25 protein-coding genes and 1 other RNA gene are annotated in these 26389 nt (G+C 64.1%); 9 read left to right on the top strand and 17 right to left on the bottom strand.

The window, feature by feature from the left end; translation table 11 throughout:
- Positions 1 to 12: 12 nt before the first annotated feature.
- Genes AAG813_RS09155 through mtnP form a run of 4 tightly spaced genes read right to left on the bottom strand, consistent with a single transcriptional unit; the run spans position 13 to position 3251 of the window.
- Complete coding sequence (locus AAG813_RS09155) at positions 13 to 678, bottom strand: TIGR04282 family arsenosugar biosynthesis glycosyltransferase (RefSeq protein WP_341914116.1); 666 nt, start codon at positions 676 to 678, stop codon at positions 13 to 15.
- 7 nt (positions 679 to 685) lie between these two features.
- Complete coding sequence (locus AAG813_RS09150) at positions 686 to 1369, bottom strand: TIGR04283 family arsenosugar biosynthesis glycosyltransferase (RefSeq protein WP_341914114.1); 684 nt, start codon at positions 1367 to 1369, stop codon at positions 686 to 688.
- Positions 1370 to 1392: 23 nt separating this feature from the next.
- Positions 1393 to 2355 (bottom strand): arsenosugar biosynthesis radical SAM (seleno)protein ArsS, encoded by a 963-nt coding sequence (arsS, locus tag AAG813_RS09145; RefSeq protein ID WP_341914112.1) that lies wholly within the window; start codon positions 2353 to 2355, stop codon positions 1393 to 1395.
- A gap of 17 nt (positions 2356 to 2372) precedes the next feature.
- Positions 2373 to 3251, bottom strand: coding sequence for an S-methyl-5'-thioadenosine phosphorylase (mtnP, locus tag AAG813_RS09140; RefSeq protein ID WP_341914110.1), 879 nt, complete (start codon positions 3249 to 3251; stop codon positions 2373 to 2375).
- Between the two features lie 201 nt (positions 3252 to 3452).
- Here mtnP and AAG813_RS09135 point away from each other — a divergent pair, with 201 nt between their 5' ends.
- Genes AAG813_RS09135 through AAG813_RS09125 form a run of 3 tightly spaced genes read left to right on the top strand, consistent with a single transcriptional unit; the run spans position 3453 to position 7502 of the window.
- Complete coding sequence (locus AAG813_RS09135) at positions 3453 to 5615, top strand: FAD-dependent oxidoreductase (RefSeq protein WP_341914108.1); 2163 nt, start codon at positions 3453 to 3455, stop codon at positions 5613 to 5615.
- A 1-nt stretch (position 5616) separates the two neighbouring features.
- Positions 5617 to 6351, top strand: a complete 735-nt coding sequence (locus AAG813_RS09130) for a DUF3047 domain-containing protein (protein WP_341914106.1) — start codon at positions 5617 to 5619, stop codon at positions 6349 to 6351.
- The gene (locus tag AAG813_RS09125) at positions 6348 to 7502 is read left to right on the top strand and encodes an FAD-dependent oxidoreductase (protein WP_341914104.1); all 1155 of its coding nucleotides are present in this window, start codon (positions 6348 to 6350) and stop codon (positions 7500 to 7502) included. The genes AAG813_RS09130 and AAG813_RS09125 overlap by 4 nt, the downstream gene beginning before the upstream one ends.
- A gap of 122 nt (positions 7503 to 7624) precedes the next feature.
- On the opposite strand, the gene AAG813_RS09120 is transcribed toward AAG813_RS09125, so the two are convergent.
- The gene (locus tag AAG813_RS09120) at positions 7625 to 8128 is read right to left on the bottom strand and encodes a helix-hairpin-helix domain-containing protein (protein ID WP_341914102.1); all 504 of its coding nucleotides are present in this window, start codon (positions 8126 to 8128) and stop codon (positions 7625 to 7627) included.
- A gap of 196 nt (positions 8129 to 8324) precedes the next feature.
- On the opposite strand from AAG813_RS09120, the gene AAG813_RS09115 reads away from it, so the two are divergent.
- Both AAG813_RS09115 and AAG813_RS09110 read left to right on the top strand, forming a co-directional pair.
- Entirely contained in the window at positions 8325 to 8777 is a 453-nt protein-coding gene (locus tag AAG813_RS09115) for a CBS domain-containing protein (RefSeq protein WP_341914100.1), read from the top strand.
- Positions 8778 to 8787: 10 nt separating this feature from the next.
- Positions 8788 to 9138 (top strand): cytochrome C, encoded by a 351-nt coding sequence (locus AAG813_RS09110; protein WP_341914098.1) that lies wholly within the window; start codon positions 8788 to 8790, stop codon positions 9136 to 9138.
- Positions 9139 to 9159: 21 nt separating this feature from the next.
- On the opposite strand, the gene rfaD is transcribed toward AAG813_RS09110, so the two are convergent.
- The 11 genes from rfaD to gyrA all read right to left on the bottom strand — a co-directional run bounded on the left by rfaD (position 9160) and on the right by gyrA (position 22232).
- Entirely contained in the window at positions 9160 to 10176 is a 1017-nt protein-coding gene (rfaD, locus tag AAG813_RS09105) for an ADP-glyceromanno-heptose 6-epimerase (RefSeq protein WP_341914096.1), read from the bottom strand.
- A 16-nt stretch (positions 10177 to 10192) separates the two neighbouring features.
- A complete protein-coding gene (rfaE1, locus tag AAG813_RS09100) occupies positions 10193 to 11140 on the bottom strand; it encodes a D-glycero-beta-D-manno-heptose-7-phosphate kinase (RefSeq protein WP_341914094.1) in 948 nt (315 codons plus the stop codon).
- Between the two features lie 115 nt (positions 11141 to 11255).
- Positions 11256 to 12401 carry a lipopolysaccharide assembly protein LapB gene (lapB, locus tag AAG813_RS09095; protein ID WP_341914092.1) on the bottom strand — a complete coding sequence of 382 codons (1146 nt, stop codon included), beginning with the start codon at positions 12399 to 12401 and terminating at the stop codon, positions 11256 to 11258.
- Complete coding sequence (locus AAG813_RS09090) at positions 12391 to 12663, bottom strand: LapA family protein (RefSeq protein ID WP_096664683.1); 273 nt, start codon at positions 12661 to 12663, stop codon at positions 12391 to 12393. Before AAG813_RS09090 ends, lapB begins: the two co-directional genes overlap by 11 nt.
- Positions 12664 to 12715: 52 nt before the next feature.
- Positions 12716 to 13027, bottom strand: a complete 312-nt coding sequence (locus tag AAG813_RS09085; protein ID WP_096664686.1) for an integration host factor subunit beta — start codon at positions 13025 to 13027, stop codon at positions 12716 to 12718.
- 69 nt (positions 13028 to 13096) lie between these two features.
- The gene (gene rpsA, locus AAG813_RS09080; RefSeq protein ID WP_341914088.1) at positions 13097 to 14782 is read right to left on the bottom strand and encodes a 30S ribosomal protein S1; all 1686 of its coding nucleotides are present in this window, start codon (positions 14780 to 14782) and stop codon (positions 13097 to 13099) included.
- Positions 14783 to 14921: 139 nt separating this feature from the next.
- Positions 14922 to 16904, bottom strand: a complete 1983-nt coding sequence (locus tag AAG813_RS09075) for a bifunctional 3-phosphoshikimate 1-carboxyvinyltransferase/cytidylate kinase (protein ID WP_341914086.1) — start codon at positions 16902 to 16904, stop codon at positions 14922 to 14924.
- A 10-nt stretch (positions 16905 to 16914) separates the two neighbouring features.
- A complete protein-coding gene (locus AAG813_RS09070) occupies positions 16915 to 17793 on the bottom strand; it encodes a prephenate dehydrogenase/arogenate dehydrogenase family protein (protein ID WP_341914084.1) in 879 nt (292 codons plus the stop codon).
- Positions 17794 to 17831: 38 nt separating this feature from the next.
- Entirely contained in the window at positions 17832 to 18914 is a 1083-nt protein-coding gene (gene pheA / locus AAG813_RS09065) for a prephenate dehydratase (RefSeq protein WP_341914082.1), read from the bottom strand.
- 91 nt (positions 18915 to 19005) lie between these two features.
- Complete coding sequence (locus tag AAG813_RS09060) at positions 19006 to 19584, bottom strand: DUF2059 domain-containing protein (protein WP_341914079.1); 579 nt, start codon at positions 19582 to 19584, stop codon at positions 19006 to 19008.
- Positions 19584 to 22232 carry a DNA gyrase subunit A gene (gyrA, locus tag AAG813_RS09055; RefSeq protein ID WP_341914077.1) on the bottom strand — a complete coding sequence of 883 codons (2649 nt, stop codon included), beginning with the start codon at positions 22230 to 22232 and terminating at the stop codon, positions 19584 to 19586. Before gyrA ends, AAG813_RS09060 begins: the two co-directional genes overlap by 1 nt.
- A 254-nt stretch (positions 22233 to 22486) precedes the next feature.
- On the opposite strand from gyrA, the gene ompA reads away from it, so the two are divergent.
- The 4 genes from ompA to ssrA all read left to right on the top strand — a co-directional run bounded on the left by ompA (position 22487) and on the right by ssrA (position 24972).
- Positions 22487 to 23122, top strand: coding sequence for an outer membrane protein OmpA (gene ompA, locus AAG813_RS09050; RefSeq protein ID WP_341914075.1), 636 nt, complete (start codon positions 22487 to 22489; stop codon positions 23120 to 23122).
- A 69-nt stretch (positions 23123 to 23191) separates the two neighbouring features.
- The gene (ubiG, locus tag AAG813_RS09045; RefSeq protein WP_341914073.1) at positions 23192 to 23899 is read left to right on the top strand and encodes a bifunctional 2-polyprenyl-6-hydroxyphenol methylase/3-demethylubiquinol 3-O-methyltransferase UbiG; all 708 of its coding nucleotides are present in this window, start codon (positions 23192 to 23194) and stop codon (positions 23897 to 23899) included.
- 8 nt (positions 23900 to 23907) lie between these two features.
- Positions 23908 to 24573 carry an HAD-IA family hydrolase gene (locus AAG813_RS09040; protein ID WP_341914071.1) on the top strand — a complete coding sequence of 222 codons (666 nt, stop codon included), beginning with the start codon at positions 23908 to 23910 and terminating at the stop codon, positions 24571 to 24573.
- Between the two features lie 12 nt (positions 24574 to 24585).
- Positions 24586 to 24972: a transfer-messenger RNA gene (gene ssrA / locus AAG813_RS09035) on the top strand.
- A 112-nt stretch (positions 24973 to 25084) separates the two neighbouring features.
- On the opposite strand, the gene AAG813_RS09030 is transcribed toward ssrA, so the two are convergent.
- A complete protein-coding gene (locus tag AAG813_RS09030) occupies positions 25085 to 26365 on the bottom strand; it encodes a phospholipase D-like domain-containing protein (RefSeq protein ID WP_341914070.1) in 1281 nt (426 codons plus the stop codon).
- Positions 26366 to 26389 lie beyond the last annotated feature (24 nt).

Genomic DNA, 26389 nt, shown 5'->3' with positions numbered 1-26389 from the left:
ATTGCTATGGAATCAGGAGCTGCCAGCGCTTGTAGGTATTGGGCTGGAGGCCGATATGGCTTGATGTTTCGGGGGCATGAAGCCATCGGGCAGGTGAACCAGGTCCGCCGCTTCGTCGATGTCGTGCAGCATCGGCCCCTGCCACACGCGCAGGCCCAGCGCGGCCAGGCACTGCAGCGTTTCGGCGGCGACGGTGGAGGTGCTCCACGCCATGTGCCTGAAGATGGCGGGGCAGGGCGCCCGCAGGCCGATCAGCACGTAACCGCCGTCGGCCACCGGCTGCAGCACGGCGTCGTGGTGCATCAGTTGCCCGGCCGCCTCGCGCAGGTGGCCGCTGTCCAGGGCCGGGCAGTCGGTGCCGATCAGCAGCACCGGGCCCCCGTGCTGGGTGAGGGCGCGCTGCATTGCGCGGTCCATGCGTTCACCGAGGTCGCCCTCGCCCTGCGCCGTGCAGTCCACACCGGCAGGCAGTGCCACGCCGCGCCAGGCCAAGTCACCGGGCGCCGGGCTCACACACAGCTCCACCGCGTCCAGTCCGGCAGCGAGTGCCTGCTGCAGCGTGTGCGCCAGCATGGCGCGCGCCAGCGCCGCCGCGCCGTCCGCACCCAGCGCGGGAATCAGCCGGGTCTTGACGGCGCCGGGCTGCGGCGCCTTGGCAAAAATCACCAGGCGGGTCATGGCGTAGTCACCGATACAACTCGGCCAGCCGTTCGGGCGCGACGCCGCGCCAGTAGGCGAAACGCAGCCGCCACATCAGCAGCACGGTGCGCCACACGCCGCGGCTTTCCCAGCGCCGGCCCGAGGTCTGCACTTTGGCCCTCAGGCAGGCCGGGCGCGACAGGTGCAGCAGGCGCCGGGACATCTCGATGTCTTCCATCAGTGGCTGGGCCGGGAAACCGCCCACGGCCTCGAACGCGGCGCGGGTCACGAACATCGCCTGGTCGCCGGTGGCGATGCCGGTCAGCCGAGAGCGCAGGTTCATCAGGGCGGCAATCAGTTTGAGCATGCGGGGGCGGCCGGTGATGGCCACATCAAAACGGCCCCAGACGCGCGAGCCGCTCGGTAGGGCTTCGCGGATCAGCACGTCGGCGTCAGCAGGCAACTGGGTATCGGCATGCAGAAACAGCAACACCTCACCGCGGGCCTGCGCTGCGCCCGCGTTCATCTGCAGCGCGCGGCCGCGCGCTGCGTTGACGAGTTGCGCACCGCTGGCCTGCGCCAGCGCGGCGCTGTGGTCGCTGCTGCCGCCATCGGCCACGATGAGCTCAGCACCACGTGCCCGCAGCGGTGCCAGCGCCTGCAGGACCGCGCCCAGGCCCGCGGCTTCGTTGAGCACGGGCAACACGATGGAGAGTCGGTGTGCCGCCATGGTCGGGCGCCTGAGGTGGGGGCTCAGTGCTCCAGCGCGCCGCCGCAACTGCTGCCCTGGCCGGCGGTGCAGCCATAACAGTGGCCGGCCACGCGGATGGGCTGCGCGTCGATGCCACTGACCAGCAGCTCACGCAAATGACGCTGCAGGCCAGAGGTGCCCAGCGGCAGGCCGAGCTGCTGGTTGAAGTCGCAGTCCGACAGCCAGCCCTGCCAGTCCACGCTGACCGTGTTGCGGCACATCACGCCGGCCAGGTTCTGCTCCTGAAAACTGCCCTTGAGCAGGTCCATGTAGCTGTCAAACGTGCCTTTGGACACCAGGGTCGAGCCAAAGCGCTGGATCGGCATGTTGGTCAGCGCGTACAGCTCGTTGAAAACAATGCCGAAATGCGCCAGCAGCTCGCGCTTGTAGTCGGCCTGCAGCGCCTGCTGGTCGGGCGGCAGCGACGGGCCCTGCGGGTTGTAGACAAGGTTCAGCGACAGGCCGGAGCCGCTCTGGCCATAACCAAGGCTGTTGAGTTTTTGCAAGGCCGCGATGCTGAGATCGAACACGCCCTCACCGCGCTGCTTGTCCACATTGGCGGCCGAGTAACAGGGCATGGAGGCCACGATGTCCACGCCTTGCTCTGCCAGGAATTCGGCCAGCCCTTCCTGTCCGGGCTCGAACAGGATGGTCAGGTTGCAGCGGTCGATCACACGCACACCCTGCGCCCGCGCGCTGCGCACCAGGTCGCGAAAGCCCGCGTGCAGCTCGGGCGCGCCACCGGTCAGGTCCAGCGTGCGCAGGCCGCGTGCGGCCAGTACCCGGGGGATCAGCGCCATCGTCTCGGCATCCATCATTTCAGTGCGGTTCGGCCCGGCGTTGACGTGGCAATGCAGGCAACTCTGGTTGCACTTGTAGCCGAGGTTGACCTGCAGGGTGTCGAGCTGCGCGCGGCGCAGGGCCGGGAAAGGCGTTTTTTTCAGCAGGGGAAGGGTGTCGTGCATGGTGGGTCCGTTCGGGTTCAGGTCAGCAGCGCAGCCAGGCGCGCGCGCACCTCGGGGGCCATGGTGTCGGGCTGGGTGACCAGCGCGTTGTGCAGCGCGGTGTGGGCCTCGCTGGCCGGTGGTTCGGCGCCCAGCAGGCGTATGACCTCGGCCACCACCTGCTGGGCGCGGCCGGCGTTTTTTAGCAGGTTGGCCAGCGCCATGCTGGCGTTGACCTGCGCCTCGCGCGGATGCCAGCAATCGAAGTCGGTCACCATCGCCAGCGTGGTGTAGGCGATCTGTGCCTCTCGCGCGAGTTTGGCCTCGGGCATGTTGGTCATGCCGATCACGCCCGCGCCCATGCTGCGGTACCAGCGGGATTCGGCCAGGCTGGAAAACTGCGGACCCTCGATGCACACATAGGTGCCGCCTTCGTGCAGGGTCACGCCGTGGCCCGAGGCATCGGCGGCCAACACGCTGCGCACCGCACGCGCCAGCACGCCGGCGGTCGCGGGGCAGACCGGCTGGGCCATGGAGACATGGGCGACCGCACCGTTGCCGAAAAAAGTGCTGTCGCGGCGTTTGGTCAGGTCGATGAACTGGTCGGGCAGCACCATGTCCAGTGGCTTGAAATCCTCGCGCAAGGAGCCCACGGCCGACACCGAGACGATGTAACGCACGCCGAGCTGTTTCATCGCGTGGATGTTGGCGCGGTAAGGCACTTCGAAGGGTAGCAGGCGGTGGCCACGCGCATGACGCGCCAGAAACACCGCCGGCACACCGTGGACGCTGCCGGTGACCAGCACGTCGGAGGGCGCACCCCAGGGCGTGTCCATCACCTGCTCCTGCGCGTTCTCGAGCGCGTCCATCTGGTAGAGGCCGCTGCCTCCGATGATGCCTACCAGCGCCTGGGTCATGAGGGGATTTCCTTGTGGATGGTGAATGTCGGGCCAGACGGTGATTCTGAGCGGATTTTGCTGCAGCAGTGTTAGCCTCGCGTTAAATCCACATTCATCATCGGTCGCCGCAGGGCGTGATTTCTTACACTGCCAGGCCTGGTGTTGTAAGAATCGCTACTTTCACCCGACAACATCCACAGAACAACACCGGGGACGGACTTGAACTCACGCAAACTTGTGATCGCCGTGCTGCTGCTGGCGGGTATCAGTGCCTTTTTTGCGCTGGACCTGGGCCGTTATTTGAGCCTGTCCTTCCTCAAGGACAGCCAATCGTCTTTCCAGTCAACTTTTGAGCGGCACCCGGTCTGGGTGACGCTGGTGTTTTTTGCGGTGTACGTGGCCGTCACCGGCCTGTCGCTGCCCGGCGCCGTCATCATGACCTTGGCGGCCGGCGCCGGTTTTGGTCTGGTGCTCGGGACCATCGTGGTGTCTTTCGCCTCGACCCTGGGCGCGACGCTGGCCATGCTGGCGGCGCGTTACCTGCTGCGGGACAGCATCCAGGCCCGTTTTGGCAAGCGGCTGGACGAGATCAACAAGGGTATTGAGAAAGAGGGCGCGTTTTACCTGTTCTCGCTGCGGCTGATCCCGGTCGTGCCGTTTTTTGTCCTCAACCTGCTCATGGGCCTGACCCGCATCCGGACCTGGACTTATTTCTGGGTCAGCCAGGTCGGCATGCTGGCCGGCACCGTGGTGTATGTGAATGCCGGCACCCAGATCGCAAAGATCGATTCCCTGCAGTCGATTGCCTCGCCGGCGTTGATCGGCTCCTTTGTGCTGCTCGGCCTGTTGCCGCTGGTCGTCAACAAGCTGCTGCAGTTTCTCAAGCGCCGCAAGGTCTATGCGCGCTGGGCCAGGGTGCGCCCCACGTCCTTTGACCGCAACCTCATCGTGATCGGCGCTGGCGCCGGTGGCCTGGTGTCGGCCTACATCGCCGCGGTGGTCAAGGCCAAGGTCACGCTGGTCGAGTCCGACAAGATGGGCGGCGACTGCCTGAACTACGGCTGTGTGCCGTCCAAGGCGCTGATCCGCAGCGCCAAACTCGCGCACCAGATGCGCCATGGCGCCAGTTATGGCCTGAGCAACAGCACGCCGGTGTTCAGTTTCAATGCGGTGATGCAAAGGATTCAGGCGGTCATCCGCGCGATTGAACCGCATGACAGCATAGAGCGCTACACCGGCCTGGGCGTGGAGGTGCTGCAGGGCCATGCGCGCATCGTCAACCCGTGGACGGTCGAGATTGCGCTCAATGGCGGTGGCACGCAGACCCTGACGACCCGCAGCATCGTGATCGCCGCCGGTGCCCGGCCGCTGGTGCCGCCCTTGCCGGGGCTGGAAGAGGCGGGCTACGTGACCAGCGACACGCTGTGGGAGGCCTTTGCGCAACTCGACGAGGTGCCGCGCCGCCTGGTGATTCTCGGTGGCGGACCGATAGGCTGTGAACTGGCGCAGGCCTTTGCCCGGCTGGGTGCGCAGGTCACGCAGGTCGAGATGGCGCCGCGCCTGATGTTGCGTGAGGACGAGGAGGTGTCGGAACTGGCGCGCCAGGCGCTGGCCGCCGATGGCGTGTCGGTGCTGACCGGCCACAAGGCCTTGCGCTGCGAAACATCGGATGGCGTGAAAACGCTGGTCGTCGAACACGGCGGCAGGGAACAGCGCCTGCACTTCGACCAGCTGATCTGCGCCGTCGGGCGGGTCGCACGGCTGGAGGGTTACGGGCTGGAAGAACTCGGCATCCCGGTGCAACGCACGGTGGACACCAACGAGTACCTGCAGACGATCTACCCCAACATCTACGCGGCGGGCGACGTGGCCGGGCCCTACCAGTTGACGCATGTGGCGGCGCACCAGGCCTGGTACGCCGCGGTGAATGCGCTGTTTGGCGAGTTCAGGCTGTTCAAGGCCGATTATTCGGTGATTCCCTGGACCACCTTCATCGACCCGGAGGTGGCGCGTGTCGGCCTGAACGAACAGGAAGCGCGGGAGAAAAACATCCCGTTTGAAGTGATACGTTACGGCATGGACGACCTGGACCGTGCCATTGCCGATGGCGAGGCGCGCGGTTTCGTCAAGGTGTTGACGGTGCCGGGCAAGGACACGATTCTGGGCGTGACCCTTGTCGGCACCCATGCCGGTGACCTGCTGGCCGAGTATGTGCTGGCCATGCGACACGGCCTGGGGCTGAACAAGATTCTCTCCACCATCCACACCTACCCGACCCTGGCCGAGGCCAACAAATACGCGGCCGGCGAATGGAAACGCGCGCACCAGCCCACACGCCTGCTCGAATGGGTGCGCCGCTACCACGACTGGAAGCGGGGCTGACATGAAGCCTTGGCTGGCCGTGTTGCTCATCTCACCGCTGTTGTCCGAGGCTCAGGCGCAGACGCCGGGCCCGGCCCTCACCGCGTTTTCATCGGCCAGCGGAGCACAGCCACCGGCACCCTGGCGCGTGGTGGGCGTGCCGGGCGGCAAGATCCCGCTGACCAGCTATGCCCTGGTCGAGCTGGACGGGCGCAAGGTGCTGCGCATCGAAGCGGACAAGTCCTATGGCAACCTGGTGCATGACCTGCCCGCGGCAGTGCCCGAAGCCGGGCTGCGGCTGCGCTGGCGCTGGCGGCTGGACGAGCCCTTGCGCGGCGCCGACCTGCGCCGCCGCGAGGGCGACGACAGCCCGCTCAAGGTGTGTGCGCTGTTTGACATGCCACTGGCCCGGCTCGGCCTGATCGAGCGCAACCTGTTGCGGCTGGCGCGTGTCGCCAGCGGCGAGAAGCTGCCGTCGGCCACCCTGTGTTATGTCTGGGACGGCGCGCTGGCGCCGGGCACCCTGCTGCCCAATGCCTACAGCGCGCGCGTGCGTTTCATCGTGCTGGACAGCGGCGAGCAGCGCCTGGGCCAATGGGTCGCCCATTCGCGCGACCTGGCGGCTGATTTTCGCCGCGCCTTTGGTGACGAAAGTGAGGCGGTGCCGCCGCTGCAGGCCGTGCTGGTCGGCGCCGATGCCGACAACACGGGTGGCCGCAGTCTGGGCCATGTCGGGGATGTCACACTGTCCCCATGACTTCCACTTCGAATGCACGCCCGGGCCTGAAACACCTGGTGTTGCTGGGCGCCGGCCATGCCCATGTGCATGTGCTGCACAGCCTGGCGCAAAACCGGCCGGCGGACCTGGCCATTACTGTGATTGCCCCGTATCCGCGCCAGCTGTATTCCGGCATGGTGCCGGGTTTTGTGGCCGGGCATTACGCGCTGGATCAATGTGTCATTCCGCTGGCGGGCCTGCTGGCGGGCTGCGGTGCACGTTACATCGAAGGCAGCGGCGTGGCCCTCGATGCGGCGACAAAAACCGTGACGCTGGCCAGCGGTGAAACCGTGGCCTGGGACTGGCTGAGCCTGAACACCGGGCCGGTGATGGACCGCGAAAAGATCGAGGCGCAGATGCCCGGCGCGCGCGAACACGCCCTGTTCGTGCGGCCCATCGAAGCCTTCGGTCAGTTGTGGCCGCAGGTGGCGGCCCTGGGCCGCAGCCGGCCGATTCATCTGGTCGTGGTGGGGGCGGGCGCGGCGGGGCTGGAGCTGGCCATGGCTGCCGCCCATGCGCTGGGTGGCGCCGGCTACCCGCCGGGCGGCCGCGTGACCCTGGTGACCGGTGGGCCACCGCCGGCCTGGAACTACCCGGCCGGGGTGCAGCGCCGGGTGGTCCAGGCCCTGCGGCGCCTGCAGATCACGGTGCTGCCCGATGCCTGCGTGGGCATGTCGGCCGGGGAAATCCAGCTGGCCGGCGGCGCGCGCCTGGCCTGCGATGCCCCCTTGCTAGCCGTCGGTGCCCAGGCGCCGGGCTGGCTGGCCGGCAGCGGGCTGGCACTGGACGACGCCGGGTTCGTGGCCGTCAACCGCTTTCAGCAAAGCACCAGCCACGACCATGTGTTTGGCGCCGGTGATGTGGCCAGCCGCATCGATGCGCCGCATCCGCGCAGCGGTGTCTATGCGGTGCGTGCCGGGCCGCCCCTGCTGGCCAACCTGCGTGCTGCGCTGCAGGGCTTGCCCTTGCAGCCTTACCAGCCGGCTGCGCGCACGCTGAACCTGATTTCCTGTGGCGGCCGTTACGCGATTGCCGCCTGGGGCGGTCTGCACGTGGAAGGGCGCTGGGTGTGGCGGCTGAAAGACCGCATCGACCGCGGCTTCGTGGCCCGGTACGCCGCGCCGTCATGACCGGGCGCCATTCTGAGTTGCTACGTTTTCGATAGCTGCTTGCGCTTTGTTGGCAAGGGCTGAAGGCCGAAAAGACATGAAAAAACCCGCACAAGGCGGGTTGATGTACAAGCGCAGGGCGCTTACTTCTTGGCGGGTTCGGTCTTGGCGCCGGCCTTCACCTCGGCCTTCACTTCTGCCTTGGTGTCGGTTTTGGGAGTCACGGCGGCCTTGACGTCCTTGGCGGTCTCCTTGGCTGCGTCCTTGGTGGCGATGGCCGCACCCTTGACGGCGTCTTTGGTGGCGACCGCGGCATCCTTGGCTTTTTCGGTGACCGGCTTGTCGGCTTTCTTGTCGGCCTTGACGTCTGTTTTGCCGCCGGCCTTGTAGCTGGTGCCGTTGACGGTCAGGCCGTCGGCGGAAAATTTGGCGGCGCTGTCGGTGCCCACGCCTTTGACGCGGGTCACAAAGTCGTTCCAGTCCTTGAACGGCGCTTTCTTGCGCTCGGAGATGATCAGCGCGGATTTGACCGGGCCGATGCCCTTGATGGCATCGAGTTCGGCCGGGGTGGCGGTGTTGACGTCAACGGCGGCAAAGGCCACGGCGACATACATGGCGGCCACAAAGGCCAGCAGTTTCTTGAACATCAGGAAGCTCCTCAAAATGGATGGTTGAAGCGGGGATCCCTCCCGTGAACCAGGGGGTACCGCATTTAACGGCTGTTGCAGCCGCCAGGTTGACCTGCCCGGGTGTTTGCGCTGGATCAACGATGCAGGCGCCGGGACAGGCATAAGCTGCAGTATCGCCACAAACAAGCCTCCAGGCCGCCAAAAGGAGCTGAAAATGCCGACTCGTTTGAAAGACTTTGCAACCGCCGTGGTGGCGGTGGTTGAACCCGAGACCTCGGCTTTTGTGGCCGCCCAGCTGATGCGCAAGCACCATGTCGGCGCGCTTGTCGTCGTCGATGCCGCAGAAAAGAGCCGCCCGGTCGGCATCCTGACCGACAGGGACCTGGTGCTGGCCCTGATGGCCGAAGGGCTGGACCCGGAGGTGTTTACCGCCGGCGACATCATGTCCGTCGAGCTTGTCCAGGCCAACCCCGAGATGGACGCGATGGACGCGGTGGCACTGATGCGCAGGCACCGGCTGCGCCGGCTGGTCATCGTCGATGAGGCAGGCCGGCTGACGGGCGTCGTCACGATGGAGGACATCCTGGAGCTGTTGACGCGGGAGCTGGCCGACCTGGCCGCCGGGGTGATCGGCGCCAGGGACCGGGAGTTCGAGCAGCGCGCCTGAGGAGAGTCCCATGATGATTAAAAAATGGCTGTTCGCTCTTGTGATGGTTCTTTGGGGCCTGGCGGGGCCTGTGTTTGCCCGGACCAAGACCGATGCCCAGCGCGGGGAACTGCTGTATTCGACCCATTGCATCGCTTGCCACAGCACCCAGCTTCACTGGCGCGACAGGAAATTGGCCAGCAACTGGGCCAGCCTCAAGGCCGAAGTCGAGCGGTGGCAGAAAACCTCGGGGCTGGGCTGGCGGGAGGAGGACGTGAGCGACGTGGCTCGTTACCTCAACACCCTGTATTACCGCTTTCCCGAGCCGGAGCCGGACGGCGCATCGACCGCAGAGGCCACCGCACCGGCGCCTCCCCGCTGACGCGCGCCGTCGCGGGGCCGGTCAGGCTTTGGCGGCTTCGCCCTGGGTCAAGGCGCGCATGTAGGTCGCCACACCGGTCTGCACATCGGCAAAGACATGCTGGCAGCCGGCCGCGCGCAGGGCCGTGAGGTCCGCCTGCGTGTAGCTCTGGTACTTGCCAACCAGCGCGGGCGGGATGTCGATGTAGTCGATCAGGCTGCCGTGCGCGGCTTCTTCCAGCGTCAGTGGCGCATCGCCCTGCTGCTGGCGCAGGGTGTTGACGACGGCCAGTGCCACATCGTTGAAGGGCTGGGCGCGGCCGGTGCCGAGGTTGAAGATGCCGGACTTGCCGGGGTTGTCAAAAAACCAGAGGTTGACGGCCACGACATCGTCGATGAACACGAAGTCGCGCATCTGTCCGCCCCGGCCATACCCGCCGTACTCGCCAAACAGCTTGACCTTGCCTTCGGCGCGGAACTGGTTGAACTGGTGAAAGGCGACACTGGCCATGCGACCCTTGTGCTGCTCGCGCGGGCCATACACATTGAAGTAGCGAAAGCCGGCGACCTGGATGGCCGTGCCGGAGAAGTCGGCGCCGAGTTCACGCCGCAGCCGCTGGTCGAACAGCAGCTTGGAGTAGCCATAGACATTGAGCGGTTTTTCGAACTCGGGTGACTCGCGGAAGGTGTCCGATCCGCCGTAGGTCGCGGCCGAGGAGGCGTAGAGCAGCCGGGTGCGCTGCTCCTGGCAGGCCGCAAACAGGTCGCAGGACAACGCGTAGTTGTTGTCCATCATGTACTTGCCGTCGCTCTCCATGGTGTCGCTGCAGGCACCCTCGTGGAACACCGCCTCGACATTGCCGAAGGCGGCGTCGGCAAACAGTTCGTAGAAATCGTCGGCGTCGATGTAGTCGGCGATCTGCAGGTCCGCCAGGTTGCGGAACTTGTCTCCGTCGGTCAGGTCGTCGACGGCAATGATGTCGTCGATGCCGCGGGCGTTCAGCCCCTTGATGATGTTGGAGCCGATAAAACCGGCGGCACCGGTAACTACGATTTTCATGAGAGATCCTTGCGTTTCATGGCGAGGCAAACAGCTCGCCGTAGCTGACCGTCGCCGTGCCGAATTTGCCGACCACGATGCCGCCGGCACGGTTGGCCACCGGCACGGCGTCGCGCAGGCTCAGGCCGGCGGCAGCCATGGCTGCCAGGGTGCCGATCACGGTGTCGCCGGCCCCGGTCACGTCGAACACTTCGCGCGCCAGCGCCGGCACATGCAGCTGGCCCTCGGCGTCAAACAGTGTCATGCCTTCTTCACTGCGTGTCAGCAGCAGGGCCTGCAGCTTGAGCGCCTCGCGCAGGTTCTGCGCCTTGCGCTGCAGGTCCGCTTCATCCTGCCAGGGGCCGATGACCTGCTCGAGTTCGGCGCGGTTCGGCGTGATGGCGGTGGCGTTCTGGTAGCGCGAGTAGTCCGAGCCTTTGGGGTCGACCAGCACCACCTTGCCGGCGGCGCGGGCCTGCGCAATCATCAGCCCGATGTGGGCCAGTCCGCCCTTGCCGTAGTCGGAAAACAGCACCGTGTCATGCGCCGGTAGCAGCTTTTCGAACTCGGCCGACTGCGAGGCCAGCACTTCGTTTTCGGGCGTGTTCTCGAAATCCAGGCGCAGCAGCTGCTGCTGGCGCCCGATCACGCGCAGCTTGACCGTGGTCTTGAGTTGCGGGTCGCGGCCGAAGCAGGGCGTGATGCCCGAGTTCGCCACCAGGGCTTCGAGCTGGTGGCTGGCTTCGTCGTCGCCGACCACGCTCAGCAACGAGGCGCGTGCGCCCACGGTCACGATGTTGTAGGCCACATTGGCCGCGCCACCCATGCGTTCTTCCTGGCGCGTGACGCGCACCACGGGCACAGGCGCTTCCGGCGAGATGCGGTCCACCGCGCCGTACCAGTAGCGGTCCAGCATGGCATCGCCGACCACCAGAACACGTGCCTTGGCGAGTTGTTCGCGGGACAGAGATAAAGGCGTTGTCATACGAGTGATTTTCTTATGCCAGTGGACGCCGCGGATCTGGCTTTGCCAGGCCGCAGGTGTCTGCCCCCTGCAAGGGGGGAAGGTGCTACACGCAGTGAGCATCCGACGGGGGTGTTCATAACTCTTCGATCCGGCGCGCCGGGTAGCTGTCCCAGGCCTGGCAACCGGGGCAGTGCCAGAAGTGCTGTGTCGCTTCGAAGCCGCAGGCGGCGCAGCGGTAACGCATCAGGGGCTTGGTGGCCTGGTCGAGCGCGCGCTGCACCATGCTGTGTTCATGCGCGCTGCCCAGTTTTTCGCCGGCAATCCACTTGGCCGCTGCCACCAGCGAGGCTTCACGCTCCAGATGCTGGCCGTACCACTGGCGCGGGTCGGTGGAGGTGGTGTCGAGTTTGACGATGGCCTCGATCACGTCAATCGACGGCAGCTGGGCGTAGTTGGCCTTTAGCAGGTCCAGCGCGGCCGCTTGCTGGCCGCTTTGCTGTGCGATGTTGACGAGCAGGCCGGCCGCCAGCGGCAAGGCCTGCGGTGCGGTCTGTTCCAGCCTGCGCAGGGTGGCAAACGCGTCCGCGTGTTGACCCAGCTGGGTCTGGAGTTTGGCCAGGTCGATCAGCGGACGCGGCGACGCCGGCGCCATGGCGGCCGCCTGTTGCAGCAAGTCGAGCGCCTGGCTGGCATTGCCTGAGGCCGCGGCCGACACCGCCTGTTCGCACAGGTAGTGGGCCTGGCGGGTGCTGAAGCTGCCGTGGCTGGCGCTGTCGAGCTTGGCGGCGATGTCGGTGGCGTGCGTCCAGTCGCGCGAGCGTTCGTAGATCGACAGCAGGGCCAGCCGGGCTTCTTCCTCGTAGCTGGTGCCCTCGAGTTTGCGCAGCGCGACTTCAGCGCGGTCCAGCAGGCCGGCCTTCAGGAAGTCGAGTGCCAGCGCATGTTGCGCGCGGTCGCGCTCGGTCTGTGTCAGGTCGCCGCGCGACATCAGGTGCTCGTGAACGCGCACGGCCCGCTCGTACTCGCCGCGCCGGCGAAACAGGTTGCCCAGCGCAAAGTGCAGCTCGGAGGTGTCGGGGTCGTTCTGGACGGCTTCGATGAAGGCATCAATCGCCTGGTCCTGCTGCTCGTTGAGCAGGAAATTGAGGCCGCGGAAATAGGCTTTGGGCGCCTGCCGGTTTTCGATCCTGAGCTGCCTCAGGTCCAGCCGTGACGCCAGCCATCCCAGCGTGAAGGCAATCGGAAACCCGAGCAGAACCCAGGTGAAATCAAAGTCCATGGTGCATGGTGGAGGGGTTCTCGCTGAGCTGACTCTGCTGGCTGGCGCGCACGTTTTTTCGTTTTTTCCACCAGCGCGGCATCATCATCAGGATGCCGGTCGCCAGCCCGCAGGCAAAGGTGACCAGCACGACCAGCACCAGGGGCGCCTGCCACAGCGTGCCGAAAAAGAAATACACGGAAACGGCTTGCTGGTTGTTCAGCGCGAACGCAAAAAGCGTAAAAAAAATGGCTGCCTTGAGCAGCCACATGAGGTATTTCACTACAGGTCCCCTTGTGGTCCGGCAATTGTAGCCAGCACCAGGCGGGACGCCGCTATTTGACCGGAGGGGCCAGCATTTCTTCGGTCCGGGTATCCACCGCTTCACGCAGGGCCTTGCCTGGCTTGAAATGGGGAACGCGTTTTTCCGGAATGGCAACACTTTCGCCAGAGCGCGGGTTGCGGCCCATGCGCGGCGGGCGCCGGTTGATCGAAAAACTGCCAAAACCACGAATCTCTATGCGGTGCCCACGCACCAGCGCGTCGCTCATGGCGTCAAGAATCGTCTTGACGGCATATTCGGCATCGCGGTGGGTCAGCTGGCTGAAACGTGCAGCCAGTTCCTCGACAAGATCGCTTCGGGTCATAAAAATGAGGGGACAGAGAAATGGCGTGCCGTTCCGGGGAGCGGGCACGCCATGTCTCAGGGGTCCGGTTTACTTCTCGTTGTTGTCCAGCTTGGCGCGCAGCAGGGCGCCGAGGTTGGTCAGGCCGGCGCTTTCACGCGAGGACTGCTGGCTCAGGGAAGCCATGGCTTCCTGCTGGTCAACGTTGTCCTTGGCTTTGACCGACAGCTGGATGTTGCGGGTCTTGCGATCCACGTTCACCACGACTGCGGACACTTCGTCGCCTTCTTTCAGCACGTTGCGTGCGTCTTCGACGCGGTCACGGCTGATTTCGCTGGCGCGCAGGTAACCGATGATGTCTTCGCCCAGATCGATCTCGGCGCCCTTGGCATCCACCGTCTTGACCTTGCCGGTCACAACCGCACCCTTGTCGTTGATCGACACGAAGGTGGTGAACGGGTCGGAATCAAGCTGCTTGATGCCCAGGGAGATACGCTCGCGGTCGACGTCGACAGCCAGCACAATCGCTTCGACTTCCTGGCCCTTCTTGTAGTTGCGAACAGCGGCTTCGCCGGGTTCGTTCCACGAGAGGTCAGACAGGTGCACAAGACCGTCGATGCCGGCAGCCAGGCCCACAAAGACGCCGAAGTCGGTGATCGACTTGATCGGGCCCTTGACGCGGTCGCCGCGCTTGGTGTCCTGGGCAAATTCCTGCCACGGGTTGGCCTTGCACTGTTTCATGCCCAGGCTGATGCGGCGCTTGTCTTCATCGATCTCGAGGACCATGACTTCGACTTCGTCACCGAGGTTCACGAGCTTGCTCGGAGCCACGTTCTTGTTGGTCCAGTCCATTTCGGACACGTGGACCAGGCCTTCGATGCCCGGCTCGAGTTCCACAAACGCGCCGTAGTCGGCGATGTTGGTGATCTTGCCGAACAGGCGGGTGCCTTGTGGGTAGCGGCGGTTCACGCCCATCCATGGGTCGTCGCCCATCTGCTTCAGACCCAGGGACACGCGGTTTTTCTCGGTGTCGAACTTCAGGATCTTGGCCACGATTTCCTGGCCAGCCGTCACCACTTCGCTCGGGTGACGCACGCGGCGCCATGCCATGTCGGTGATGTGCAGCAGGCCGTCGATGCCGCCCAGGTCAACGAAGGCACCGTATTCGGTGATGTTCTTGACGATGCCCTTGACGGCAGAGCCTTCTTTCAGGGTTTCCATCAGCTTGGCGCGTTCTTCGCCCATCGAGGCTTCGACCACCGCACGGCGTGACAGCACGACGTTGTTGCGCTTGCGGTCGAGCTTGATGACCTTGAATTCCATGGTCTTGTTCTCGTACGGAGACAAGTCCTTGACGGGGCGGGTGTCGATCAGCGAACCGGGCAGGAAGGCGCGGATGCCGTTGACGAGGACCGTCAGGCCGCCCTTGACCTTGCCGCTGGTCTGGCCGGTGACGAACTCGCCGGATTCCAGGGCTTTTTCCAGGCTCATCCACGAAGCCAGGCGCTTGGCCTTGTCGCGGGACAGCAGGGTGTCGCCGTAGCCGTTTTCGACCGAGTCGATGGCCACGGAGACGAAGTCGCCGACCTGGACTTCGAGTTCGCCCTGGTCGTTCTTGAATTCTTCGAGGGGGACATAAGCCTCGGATTTGAGTCCGGCATTCACAACCACGTGGTTGTGATCAATACGCACTACCTCGGCGGTAATGACTTCGCCCGTACGCATTTCGGAGCGTTTCAGCGATTCTTCAAAGAGGGCGGCAAAAGATTCAGACATTGATTTTCCTAGTCCACAGAGCAGGGTTCCAACAGCGGGATTGCTATTGTTTTTAGAGCTGACTGCGGCGGTTGTTTGCGGATGAACCGCAGGTTAGGTTAAATGATCCTGCTGACCGAGCACTGGCGTGCGTTGAGTGTCAGAAGGGCCGGGCGCCTTGCCACCAGTTCAACACCTGGACCACCGATTCTTCAATCGACAGCTCGGAGTTGTCCAGTGGCTTGGCGTCATCAGCGGGCTTCAAAGGAGCGGATTGCCGTGACATGTCACGCGCGTCCCTTGCCTCCAAATCCTGCTGAATCGCGGCTATTGTAGCCGGAATTCCCTTTGAAATCAATTGCTTATGGCGCCGTTCCGCACGGTGCCGGGCGCTCGCCGTCAGGAAGATTTTCAGCACGGCGTCCGGGAAAATCACGGTGCCCATGTCCCGCCCGTCGGCCACCAGTCCCGGCAGTTGCCGAAAGCCCCGTTGCAACTCGGTCAGGGCGTCGCGCACGGCAGGATGCACCGACACCCGGGAGGCGGCCATGCCAGCGGCTTCGCTGCGGATGGCGTCCGACACGTCTTCCTGGCCCAGGAACACCCGGTCGCCTTGAAAACGCACCGGCAGGGTGCGTGCGACGGCGGCTACGCCGGCTTCATCATCGAGCGCCACGCCGGCAAGGCCGGCGGCAAACGCCGTCAGCCGGTACAGCGCGCCCGAGTCCAGGTAGTGATAACCGAGGCGCTGCGCCACCAGGGCGGCCAGCGTGCCCTTGCCCGATGCGGTGGGGCCGTCCACGCAGATCACCGGGATCAGCTGGCGCTCGGTCACCGACACCGAAAACAGGGTTTCGAAGTAGTCCGGAAAGGTCTTGGCGACACATTTCGGATCCAGAATGCGCACCGGCAGGCGCGCCGGGTTGAAGGCCGCCAGCGAAAAACACATGGCCACGCGGTGATCGTCGTAGGTGTGGATGGCGGCGGTGCGCCACTGGACGGGCGGCGTGATGCGGATGAAATCGGCACCTTCTTCCACGCTGGCCCCCAGCTTGCGCAGCTCGCAGGCCATCGCGGCGATGCGGTCGGTTTCCTTGACGCGCCAGCTGGCGATGTTGCTCAGCGTGGTGGTGCCGTCCGCGTAGAGCGCCATCACGGCCAGCGTCATGGCCGCATCGGGAATGTGGTTGCAGTCCAGGCTGATGGCCTTGAGCGGCCAGGCGCCGCGCGAGATACGCAAGGTATTGGGCGTGCTGTCGACGTGGGCGCCCATCATCCGCGCGGCGTCCACAAAACGGATGTCACCCTGGATGGAGTCCGCGCCCACACCGGCAATTTCTATGCCATTTTGGCCTGCAGCCCCCGCTGCTATTGCGCCAAGCGCTATGAAATAGCTAGCGGATGAAGCGTCCCCTTCGACATGGATCTCGCCGGGCGATCGATAGCGGCTACCGGCCGGAATGGTGAAACGTTGCCAGCCCTCGCGCCGGACGGCGATGCCGAAACGCGCCAACAGGTTCAGCGTGATGTCGACATAGGGTTTGGAAATCAGCTCGCCGATCACATCGATGTGGATATCGCGTGTGGCCACCAGTGGCAGGGCCAGCAGCAGGGCGGTCAGGAACTGGCTGGATACGTCGCCGCGCACGCGGATGGGCGCATCCAGTGTGAGCTGGCCGGTACGGATGCGCAGCGGCGGAAAACCGTCTTCGCCCAAGTAGTCAATGGCGCAACCGAGGCCGCGCAGGGCATCGACGAGATCGCCGATCGGACGCTCATGCATGCGCGGCACGCCCGACAGTTCAAAGTCGCCACCCAGCAGCGCCAGCGCCGCTGTCAGCGGCCGCATGGCGGTGCCCGCGTTGCCGAGATAAAGTTTGGCCTGCCTTGGCGCCAGCTGGCCGCCCAGGCCGTCAATGACGGCGCTGTTGCCGCTTTGCGCCACCGTGCAGCCAAGCTGGCGCAGCGCGGCCAGCATCACGGCGGTGTCGTCGGAGGCGAGCAGGTCATGCACCGTGGTGCGGCCCTCGCTCAGCGCCGCGAGCAGCAGGACCCGGTTGGAAATGCTTTTGGAGCCGGGCAGGTGCACGCTGCCACCGGCGCCCGTCAGTGCTGGAATGTCCAGGAACTCGGTATCGAACATGGCCCCGCGCCTATTTGAGGGCTTTGGGGGGAGTGATCCGCCAGTTGGCGCGCGTATGGCTGGCGTGGTCGATGCCTGCTTCCAGCGCATCGCCGTCGCCGCTGCTGATCAGCTTTTCAAGCGAGTGCAGGCTGGCCTGGAAAATCTTCGACTGCTCCAGCAGCTCTTCCCGGTTGGCAATCAGGATGTCCCGCCACATTTTGGGGTCGCTCGCCGCAATGCGGGTGAAGTCGCGAAACCCCGGGCCGGCCAGCGACAGGTAGTCCTTGCCCTGGGCCTGGCCGGAGATGCTGTTGATCAGCGCAAACGCGATCAGGTGCGGCAGATGGCTGACGGCGGCATACGCAGCGTCATGCGACTGGGGGGACATCTTCACGACATTGCAGCCCAGCGCCGTCCAGACATCCACGGCTTTCTGGAGCTGGACCGTGAAGGTGCGCTCGATCGGCGTCAGGATGACCTGCTTGCCGGTGTACAGGTCCGCATCGGCATGTTCGACACCCGAGACTTCCTTCCCGGTGATTGGATGGGCCGGCACAAAACAACCGAGGTGATCGCGCAGCACCCGGCGTGCGGCATCCACGACATCGCGCTTGGTGGAACCGACGTCCATGATCAGCGTGGTGGGCGTCACCAGATGGCGGATGGCCTTGAAGGTGGCCTCGGTGGCCGACACCGGCACGGCCAGCAGCACGATGTCGGCGCCGGAGACCGCCAGCAATGCCGAAGGTGCTTCCACGTCGATCACGCCCATCTGGCGCGCGCGCTCGGTCGTGGACGGCGACTTGCTGTAACCCACCACCCGTTTGACCAGACCGGCGCGTTTGAGCGCCAGCGCAAAGGAGCCACCCATCAGGCCGCAGCCGATCAGACCTAACTGTTCAAACATGAAGGGGTGCCAAGGTTGCCTGCAATTGATTCATTTTTTCAGTCACTGACCGGGTAGGTGCCCAGCACTTTGTAGAACGCGCAAAGCTGCTGCAGGTCTTTCAGGGCCGCCGCCACATTGGGCTGCGAAGGGTGGCCCTGCAAATCGATGTAGAAGAAGTACTCCCACTGGCCCGAGCGGGCAGGGCGTGACTCGAAACGTGTCATCGACACGCCGTGGGTCTTCAGCGGGACCAGGATGTCGTGGACCGCGCCCGGCCTGTTCGGAACCGACACGATCAGGCTGACGCAGTCCTTGCCCGACGCCTGCGGCGCGCCCAGCACCTGCGGCAGGCAGATCACTGCGAAGCGGGTGCGGTTGAAGGCGTCGTCCTGGATCGCATGGGCCGCAATGTGCAGGCCGAATTCGGCGCCCGCACGTTCGCTGGCGATGCCGGCCCACGCGGGGTTGCTGGCCGCCAGGCGCGCGCCTTCGGCATTGCTGGAGACCGCGCGCCGCTCGGCGTTTGGCAAATGGGTGCTGAGCCAACCCTGACACTGAGCCAGGGCCTGGGCGTGGGCAAGCACCACCTCGATACCGTCCAGCGAAGCGGACAGCCGCAGCAGGTTGTGGCGCACCAGCAGGCTGGTCTCGCCCACCACATGCAACGGTGAATTGAGGAACAGGTCCAGCGTGCGTGTCACCACGCCTTCGGTGTTGTTCTCCACCGGGACCACGCCGAACTGGGCGGTGCCGGCCGTCGCGGCGCGAAACACCTCGTCAAAGCTGGCGCAGGGCACGTGTTCGATGCTGGAGCCGAAAAACTGCACCGCGGCCTGCTCGCTGAAGGTGCCGGCAGGGCCGAGGTAGGCCACGCGCTGGGGTGCCTCGAGCGCGCGGCAGGCCGACATGACTTCGCGCCAGATGTGGGCGATGTTGTCCCCTTTGAGCGGGCCGGGGTTGGCCGCCTGCAGCCCCTGGATGACCTGGGCTTCACGTTCCGGCCGGAAGACCGGCGAGCCGTCCTGGCGCTTGATCTCGCCGACCTCGTTGGCCAGCGCGGCACGCTGGTTCAGGAGCGCCAGCAGTTGCTGGTCGACCGAATCGATTTTTACGCGAAGTTGCTGGAGGCTTTGGGTCATGGATAAGGCGTCTCAAGCCCGGCGGGCAGGCGGGCGTCGCAAAGGCGGAAGGTTGGGCGACGGCGCGCCGGCTTGGGGGGACAACCCCGCGTCATTTCTTCGCGGGTTTGGCCGCGGGTGCAGGTTTGGCCGCTGGAGCATTGCCTACGATTTTGGTGGCGGTTTCATTGAACTGCTTGGCGCGGGCCTGGATCTCGGTTTTGGAGCTGTCCACCAGTTTTTTCACAAACACATTGACCAGGTCAGGCGTGGTCGCCTTGTATTTTTTCACGGCGGGAGACTCGAAAAAAGCGGTGAGCTGCTTGAGTTCGTCCAGGGTGAAGCGGTCCATGTAGGCCGGCACCAGGGCATCCCGGTTGGCCTGGCTGACCTTGCTGCCGATGATCTTGTTGGCATCTGCGGCGAACTTGGCAAGCTCGGCGTTGAGTTCTTCGGTGGCCTTGGCCTGCTTGGCCGCGGGGACGGAGGTTTCCAGCCGGGATTCCCAGCCGGCGATCAGGTCCTGGGTGGCGCTGCCGGCCAGTTGTTCGACCAGGCTGTCCAGGTCCGGTCCCTGTTGCAGGGCGACCAGCCGGGTGGCCCACTCGAGCTTGGGATCAGTCGTCTGGGCCTGGCTCGCAGCCGAGAAGGCGCAGCCTGCAATCAGGAGGGTGGTGAGCAGTTTTTTCATCAATTCGTTTCCGGGTTGGAGGCAGGTGTGCCTGTGTCTGTGTCGGGTTCATTGTCGTCCAGGCTGGCATCGTTCTCCACGATGCGCTGCAGGCCGCTGAGCTGGGAGCCTTCGTCGAGGCCGATCAGTGTGACGCCCTGGGTGGCGCGGCCCATCTCCCGGATCTCGCTGACGCGGGTGCGAACCAGCACGCCCTTGTCGGTGATCAGCATGATTTCATCGTCGGTGTGCACCAGGGTGGCGGCGACGACCTTGCCGTTGCGCTCGCTTTGCTGGATGGCAATCATGCCTTTGGTGCCGCGGCCGTGGCGCGTGTATTCCTGGATGGAGGTGCGTTTGCCGTAACCGTTCTGGGTGGCCGTCAGCACGCTTTGTTCCTCATCTTCCGCCACCAGCATCGCGATCACGCCCTGGCCTTCGTCGAGCATCATGCCGCGCACGCCGCGGGCATTGCGGCCCATCGGACGCACGTCGTTTTCATCGAAACGCACCGCCTTGCCGCCGTCGGAGAACAGCATCACGTCATGCTTGCCGTCGGTCAGCGCGGCGCCTATCAGGTAGTCGCCGTCATCGAGGTCCACGGCAATGATGCCGGCCTTGCGCGGGTTGCTGAAGTCTTCGAGCGGGGTTTTCTTGACCGTGCCCATGCTGGTCGCCATGAACACATACTGGTCCGCCGGGAAGGTCCGCTTTTCGCCGGTCAGCGGCAACACCACCGTGATTTTTTCGCCTTCCTGCAGCGGGAACATGTTGACGATGGGCCGGCCCCGCGAGCCGCGCGAACCTGCCGGCACTTCCCACACCTTGAGCCAGTAAAGCCGGCCGCGGTTGGAAAAACACAGGATGTAGTCGTGCGTGTTGGCGATGAAGAGCTGGTCGACCCAGTCGTCTTCCTTGGTGGCCGTGGCGAGTTTGCCGCGGCCGCCGCGTTTTTGCGCCCGGTATTCCGACAGGGGCTGGCTCTTGATGTAGCCCGTGTGCGACAGCGTGACCACCATGTCGGTCGGCGTGATCAGGTCTTCGGTGCTCAGGTCGAACGAGCTGTGCTCGACCTGGCTGCGGCGCAGGCCCAGCTTGGACTGGCCGAATTCCTGGCGGATGACGGCGAGTTCTTCGCCGATGATGGTCGAAACACGCTCCGGACGCGCCAGGATGTCGAGCAGGTCGTCGATTTCCGCCATGACTTCCTTGTACTCGGCAACGATCTTGTCCTGCTCCAGGCCGGTCAGGCGCTGCAGGCGCATCTGCAGGATTTCCTGGGCCTGGGTTTCGGACAGGCGGTACAGGCCGTCGCTGCCCATGCCGAACTCTTTCTCCAGCCCGTCCGGGCGGTAGTCGTCGGCATTGACCACGCCGCCGTCCGCGCGGGTGCGTGTCAGCATTTCGCGCACCAGGCTGCTGTCCCAAGGGCGCAGCATCAGTTCGGCCTTGGCCACCGGCGGTGTCGGCGCGTTGCGGATGATGGCGATGAAGTCGTCGATGTTCGCCAGCGCGACGGCCAGGCCCTCCAGCACATGGCCGCGCTCGCGCGCCTTGCGCAGCGTGTAGACCGTGCGCCGCGTGACCACCTCGCGGCGGTGCGACAGAAACACCTGGATCAGGTCTTTCAGGTTGCACAGCTTGGGCTGGCCATTGACCAGCGCCACCATGTTGATGCCGAAGGTGTCCTGCAGCTGCGTCTGCTTGTACAGGTTGTTCAGCACCACCTCGGGCACTTCGCCGCGCTTGAGCTCGATGACCAGGCGCATACCGGACTTGTCGCTTTCGTCCTGGATGTGGCTGATGCCCTCGATTTTTTTCTCGTGGACCAGCTCGGCCATGCGTTCCTGCAGCGTCTTCTTGTTGACCTGGTAAGGCAGCTCATCCACGATGATGGACTGGCGCTGGCCCTTGTCGATGTCCTCGAAGTGGCAGCGCGCACGCATGACGACCTTGCCGCGGCCGGTACGGTAACCGTCCTTGACCCCGTTGATGCCGTAAATGATGCCGGCGGTGGGGAAGTCGGGCGCCGGGATAATTTCCATCAGTTCATCGATGCTGGCCTGGGGGTTCTTCAGCAGGTGCAGACAGGCATCCACGACCTCGTTGATGTTGTGCGGCGGGATGTTGGTGGCCATGCCCACCGCGATGCCGCCCGAGCCATTGATCAGCAGGTTGGGGATGCGCGAAGGAAGAACCAGAGGCTCTTTTTCGCTGCCGTCATAGTTGGGCCCGAAATCGACGGTTTCCTTGTCGATGTCGGTCAGCATCTCCTGGGCGATCTTGGAAAGGCGCACCTCGGTGTAACGCATGGCCGCGGCGCTGTCGCCGTCCACCGAACCGAAGTTGCCCTGGCCGTCCACCAGCATGTGGCGCATGGAAAAATCCTGGGCCATGCGGACAATCGCGTCATACACCGACTGGTCGCCATGCGGGTGGTACTTGCCGATCACGTCGCCGACGATACGGGCCGATTTCTTGTAAGGCCGGTTCCAGTCGTTGTTGAGCTCGTGCATCGCAAACAGCACGCGCCTGTGCACCGGTTTGAGGCCATCGCGCGCATCTGGCAGGGCGCGACCCACGATCACGCTCATTGCGTAATCCAGGTAGCTGCGCCGCATCTCCTCTTCAAGACTGATGGGCAGGGTTTCTTTGGCAAACTGGGTCATGAGAGGCCTGAAAAGGATATTGCAACGCGCAGGGAGATAAGCCTGCTGATTTTAAGGCCTGAGCCGGGTCTGATCGGGGTGTGGCAAGTCCGCAACAGAAAACAAAGGATTCTCGATTCTCTGTCAGACGAAGCCGCTAGCGCGCTTGAACGGTCAATGAGCTATGGCACAATAACTGTAACGCTTTGAGTGATGGTCACTTACGGCGTGTATCCAATCGCAGCAAGTCTGCGGCTTTTCTCTAGAGGAGAACCATGAAGAAACTCAACAAAGTGGCAATGTTGTTTGCTTCCGCAGCGCTTGCAACCGCCGCTGGTGCACAAACAATTGACAACTGGAAAAACGGCACCAATGAGCTGGTCTGGAAAAACGGAACCAACGAATACTGCTGGCGCGATTCCAACTGGACCCCGGCTACTGCCGCTCCAGGTTGCGACGGCGCTATTGTTCCTGTAGCAGCTCCTGCTCCCGCACCTGCTGTTGTAACACCTGCACCTGCTCCTGCTCCTGCACCAGTAGCTCCTCCCGCAGCCACCAAGGTCACTTACGCTGCTGACGCGTTCTTCGACTTTGACAAGTCTGTGCTCAAGCCTGAAGGCAAAGCCAAGCTTGACGACCTGGTCGGCAAGATCAAGGACATCAACCTGGAAGTCATCATTGCTGTCGGTCACACCGATGCAGTGGGTAGCGATTCCTACAACCAGAAGCTGTCGGTTCGCCGCTCGGAATCTGTCAAGGCTTATCTGGTGTCCAAGGGCATCGAGAAAAACCGCGTCTACACTGAAGGCAAAGGCGAGAAACAGCCAGTTGCTGACAACAAGACCGCCGAAGGCCGCGCCAAGAACCGTCGCGTGGAAATCGAAGTGGTTGGCACCCGCGCCAACAAGTAATCCTTCACGGATCGCTTAAAAAACCGCGCTACGGCGCGGTTTTTTTATGGGCGGGCGATAATCGGACCTATGCACACCACTGAAAACGCAGACCCGGCCGAACTGGCCAAATTTTCCGATCTGGCCCACCGCTGGTGGGACACCGAGAGCGAGTTTCGCCCCCTGCACCAGATCAATCCCTTGCGGTTGGGCTGGATCGAGGGCCTGGCGCCGCTCCAGGGCAAGCGCGTCCTCGATATTGGCTGCGGTGGCGGCATTCTTGCCGATGCCATGGCCCGCCGGGGCGCCCAGGTTCTGGGCATCGACCTGGCGAGCAAGGCGCTGAAAGTGGCGCAGCTTCATGCGCTGGAGGCCAATACCCAAGGTGTCGAATACCGGGAGATCAGTGCTGAAGCTCTGGCATCCGAACAGCCAGGGAGCTTTGATGTGGTGACTTGCATGGAAATGCTCGAGCATGTGCCCGATCCGTCCTCCGTGGTGCGGGCCTGCGCGACGCTGGTCAAGCCCGGCGGTCAGGTGTTCTTTTCCACGATCAACCGCAATGCCAAGGCCTTTCTGTTTGCCATCGTTGGTGCGGAGTACGTGCTGAGCCTGTTGCCGCGCGGCACCCACGAATACGCCAAATTCATCAAACCCAGCGAACTGGCCGCTTATTGCCGCCGTGCCGGGCTCGATCTGCAACAGACCAAAGGCATGGAATACAACCCGCTGACCGGCCATTACTGGCTCAGCGCCGACACCAGCGTCAACTACCTGCTGGCCACGCAGAAACCGTGATGGGGCCGATGTTCAACGACATTGAGGCGGTGCTGTTCGATCTGGACGGCACGCTGATCGACAGTGCGCCCGATCTGGGCGCTGCCGCCGACAAGATGCGCACCGACCGCGGTCTGGCGTCGCTGCCGCTGGCCGACTACCGTCCCATGGCCGGGGCCGGTGCGCGCGGCATGATTGGCATTGCTTTCGGGCTGACGCCCGACGACGACGGTTTCGGCGATCTGAAGGAAGAGTTTTTCGCCAATTACGAAGCCTGCATGACCGAGCGCACCTATGCCTTTGACGGCGTGGCCGAGCTGATCGCGCAAATTGACCGTTCCGGCCTCAAATGGGGCGTGGTGACCAACAAATCGGCGCGTTTTACCCTGCCGCTGACGCGCAGGATGCCTCTGTTTGAGTCCGCGCAGACCATCATCAGCGGCGACACCACCCCGCACGCCAAGCCGCATCCGGCGCCGTTGCTGGAAGCCGCCCGTCAGCTCCAGCTCCATCCCGGGCGTTGTGTCTATGTCGGTGATGACGAGCGGGATATCGTCGCTGGGCGCGCCGCCGGCATGCCGACCGTGGCCGCAGCCTATGGTTACCTCGGCGCGCTGGCCGATACCCGGCACTGGAAAGCCGACGCCACCATTGTTTCGCCGTCCTCCCTCTTGAATTTGCTGCGGATGGCTTAAACTACTCTGCTTGGGGCTGCATTGGTTTCGACGTGGGTTCGGACGCGGTGTGGTGCATGTCGAGCTGAGTGTGCTCGTAAAACTGATTCAAACAAACTAACTGCAAACGACGAACGTTTCGCACTCGCTGCTTAATTGCCAGTGAGCTTTACAACAGCAGGCCGATGGGCTGGGCAAGGGGTGTTTAGCGCAAGCTGAATGCTCCCGGCTGTAAAGATAATTTCATCGGCTGGCTCCGGGCTGGGTACCTTAACCCGGGGCAAGAAAATAGGGTGCTGGCGTCCTGTGTAGCGTGCGACTGCGCGACACAGGTGGCGAGACTCAAATCAGACCGCTAAACATGTAGATCTGCCCGAACAAGGCTTGCGGACGGGGGTTCAAATCCCCCCAGCTCCACCATCCGACCTGACAAAGGCCGCTAACTAGAGATAGTCAGCGGCCTTTTTCTTTGGAAAATCGCAGTTCGACCGGCCAACCGCCGGCATTTGAGGGTGGCCGGAGGCACACCCTGTCAAAGCTGGGACTCGAGCAGCAGCGCCAGCCGTTCCTTGAACTTTTCTTTCAGGGGGCGGTTTGCCCATTCCTCGTAGGTGATCTGTCGGGAGCGCTTCAGGTCGTCCTCAAACACCCGGGTCTGCCGCGCGGCAAAGGTTTCGTCGTAGACATTGAGGTTGGCCTCGTCGTTGAGGCGGAAGGAGCGGTTGTCGAAGTTGGTCGAGCCGACCGAGACCAGCAGTTGGTCCACGATCATGACCTTGCAGTGGTACATGGAGGGCTGGTATTCGTGGATCTGCGCGCCGGCCTCCAGCAGCGGCCCCCAGCTGCCACGCGACGCGGCACGCACGGTGTCGGTGTCGATGATTTCTCCGGGCGTGATGATGCGGATCTTCACGCCGCGTTTCAGGGCATCGGTCAGAGCCCGGGTGGTGAGTTCGTCGGGGACAAAGTAGGCACTCGACAGGTCGATGCTTTTCCCGGCCGCGGTGATGGACAGCTGGTACATCAGCTGCATGCTTTCGCTGCCGCCCGAGGGCGAGCTGGAAAACACCTGGGCGTCGCTGCTGCCGACCGCCTGCAGGGCCGGGAAATAGGCTTCGCCGTGCATCACCTTGCCGGTGACCTTGAGCCAGTTGTCCATGAACACCGCCTGCATCTGGGCGACGGCCGGGCCCTCGATCTGGAAATGGGAGTCGCGCCAGTGGTCGGCGTCCTGGCCGGCGCCGGTCCACTTGGGCGCAATGCCCACGCCGCCGGTGAAGCCGGTTTTGCCGTCAACGACCAGCAGTTTGCGGTGGGTGCGGTTGTTCATGCGCGCCAGGTTGTACCAGTGCGGCTTGTGGAACTTGCGGATCTCCACGCCGGCCGCTTCCATCTCCTCCAAAAACGAGGCATCGATCTTGGCGCTGCCGACCCAGTCCAGCAGCACATGCACCTTCACGCCGGCCCGGGCGCGTTCGGCCAGCGCGTCGGCGAACTGGCGGCCCACATCGCCGGACCAGTAAATGTAGGTTTCAAAGGTGATGCTGCGTTGGGCGCCGTGGATGGCCTGCAGCATGGCGGGAAAGATCTGGTCGCCGTTGAGCAGCTCCCGGGCCCGGTTGCCGCCCACCAGGGCGGGGCCGAGCAGGGCGCCCATGGCGCGGCGGAACTGGGGGTCGTGCGTGGCGTACAGGCGCGGCAACTCGCGGTCGACCTTTTTTTCACCGGTGCTGAAGTTCAGGACGAGCAGCACGCCAGCCACGGTGATCAGGAAAGTGAGCAAAACTGTCAGCACAAGGCGCTTTTTTTTCATCATGGGTCGAAAAACGGAGGGTGT

This window comes from Polaromonas sp. YR568 (assembly GCF_943371715.1).
Taxonomy (GTDB): domain Bacteria; phylum Pseudomonadota; class Gammaproteobacteria; order Burkholderiales; family Burkholderiaceae_C; genus Polaromonas.
Note: the sequence above shows the minus strand (reverse complement) of the source record. Positions and strands in the feature narration are given on the sequence as shown.

What these genes read in the sequence shown, in the direction of transcription:
- AAG813_RS09155 (WP_341914116.1), bottom strand. Translation starts at nt 678, where the DNA reads ATGACCCGCCTGGTGATTTTTGCCAAGGCGCCGCAGCCCGGCGCCGTC.
- AAG813_RS09150 (WP_341914114.1), bottom strand. Translation starts at nt 1,369, where the DNA reads ATGGCGGCACACCGACTCTCCATCGTGTTGCCCGTGCTCAACGAAGCC.
- arsS (WP_341914112.1), bottom strand. Translation starts at nt 2,355, where the DNA reads ATGCACGACACCCTTCCCCTGCTGAAAAAAACGCCTTTCCCGGCCCTG.
- mtnP (WP_341914110.1), bottom strand. Translation starts at nt 3,251, where the DNA reads ATGACCCAGGCGCTGGTAGGCATCATCGGAGGCAGCGGCCTCTACCAG.
- AAG813_RS09130 (WP_341914106.1), top strand. Translation starts at nt 5,617, where the DNA reads ATGAAGCCTTGGCTGGCCGTGTTGCTCATCTCACCGCTGTTGTCCGAG.
- AAG813_RS09125 (WP_341914104.1), top strand. Translation starts at nt 6,348, where the DNA reads ATGACTTCCACTTCGAATGCACGCCCGGGCCTGAAACACCTGGTGTTG.
- AAG813_RS09120 (WP_341914102.1), bottom strand. Translation starts at nt 8,128, where the DNA reads ATGTTCAAGAAACTGCTGGCCTTTGTGGCCGCCATGTATGTCGCCGTG.
- AAG813_RS09115 (WP_341914100.1), top strand. Translation starts at nt 8,325, where the DNA reads ATGCCGACTCGTTTGAAAGACTTTGCAACCGCCGTGGTGGCGGTGGTT.
- AAG813_RS09110 (WP_341914098.1), top strand. Translation starts at nt 8,788, where the DNA reads ATGATGATTAAAAAATGGCTGTTCGCTCTTGTGATGGTTCTTTGGGGC.
- rfaD (WP_341914096.1), bottom strand. Translation starts at nt 10,176, where the DNA reads ATGAAAATCGTAGTTACCGGTGCCGCCGGTTTTATCGGCTCCAACATC.
- rfaE1 (WP_341914094.1), bottom strand. Translation starts at nt 11,140, where the DNA reads ATGACAACGCCTTTATCTCTGTCCCGCGAACAACTCGCCAAGGCACGT.
- lapB (WP_341914092.1), bottom strand. Translation starts at nt 12,401, where the DNA reads ATGGACTTTGATTTCACCTGGGTTCTGCTCGGGTTTCCGATTGCCTTC.
- AAG813_RS09085 (WP_096664686.1), bottom strand. Translation starts at nt 13,027, where the DNA reads ATGACCCGAAGCGATCTTGTCGAGGAACTGGCTGCACGTTTCAGCCAG.
- rpsA (WP_341914088.1), bottom strand. Translation starts at nt 14,782, where the DNA reads ATGTCTGAATCTTTTGCCGCCCTCTTTGAAGAATCGCTGAAACGCTCC.
- AAG813_RS09075 (WP_341914086.1), bottom strand. Translation starts at nt 16,904, where the DNA reads ATGTTCGATACCGAGTTCCTGGACATTCCAGCACTGACGGGCGCCGGT.
- AAG813_RS09070 (WP_341914084.1), bottom strand. Translation starts at nt 17,793, where the DNA reads ATGTTTGAACAGTTAGGTCTGATCGGCTGCGGCCTGATGGGTGGCTCC.
- pheA (WP_341914082.1), bottom strand. Translation starts at nt 18,914, where the DNA reads ATGACCCAAAGCCTCCAGCAACTTCGCGTAAAAATCGATTCGGTCGAC.
- AAG813_RS09060 (WP_341914079.1), bottom strand. Translation starts at nt 19,584, where the DNA reads ATGAAAAAACTGCTCACCACCCTCCTGATTGCAGGCTGCGCCTTCTCG.
- gyrA (WP_341914077.1), bottom strand. Translation starts at nt 22,232, where the DNA reads ATGACCCAGTTTGCCAAAGAAACCCTGCCCATCAGTCTTGAAGAGGAG.
- ompA (WP_341914075.1), top strand. Translation starts at nt 22,487, where the DNA reads ATGAAGAAACTCAACAAAGTGGCAATGTTGTTTGCTTCCGCAGCGCTT.
- ubiG (WP_341914073.1), top strand. Translation starts at nt 23,192, where the DNA reads ATGCACACCACTGAAAACGCAGACCCGGCCGAACTGGCCAAATTTTCC.
- AAG813_RS09040 (WP_341914071.1), top strand. Translation starts at nt 23,908, where the DNA reads ATGTTCAACGACATTGAGGCGGTGCTGTTCGATCTGGACGGCACGCTG.
- AAG813_RS09030 (WP_341914070.1), bottom strand. Translation starts at nt 26,365, where the DNA reads ATGAAAAAAAAGCGCCTTGTGCTGACAGTTTTGCTCACTTTCCTGATC.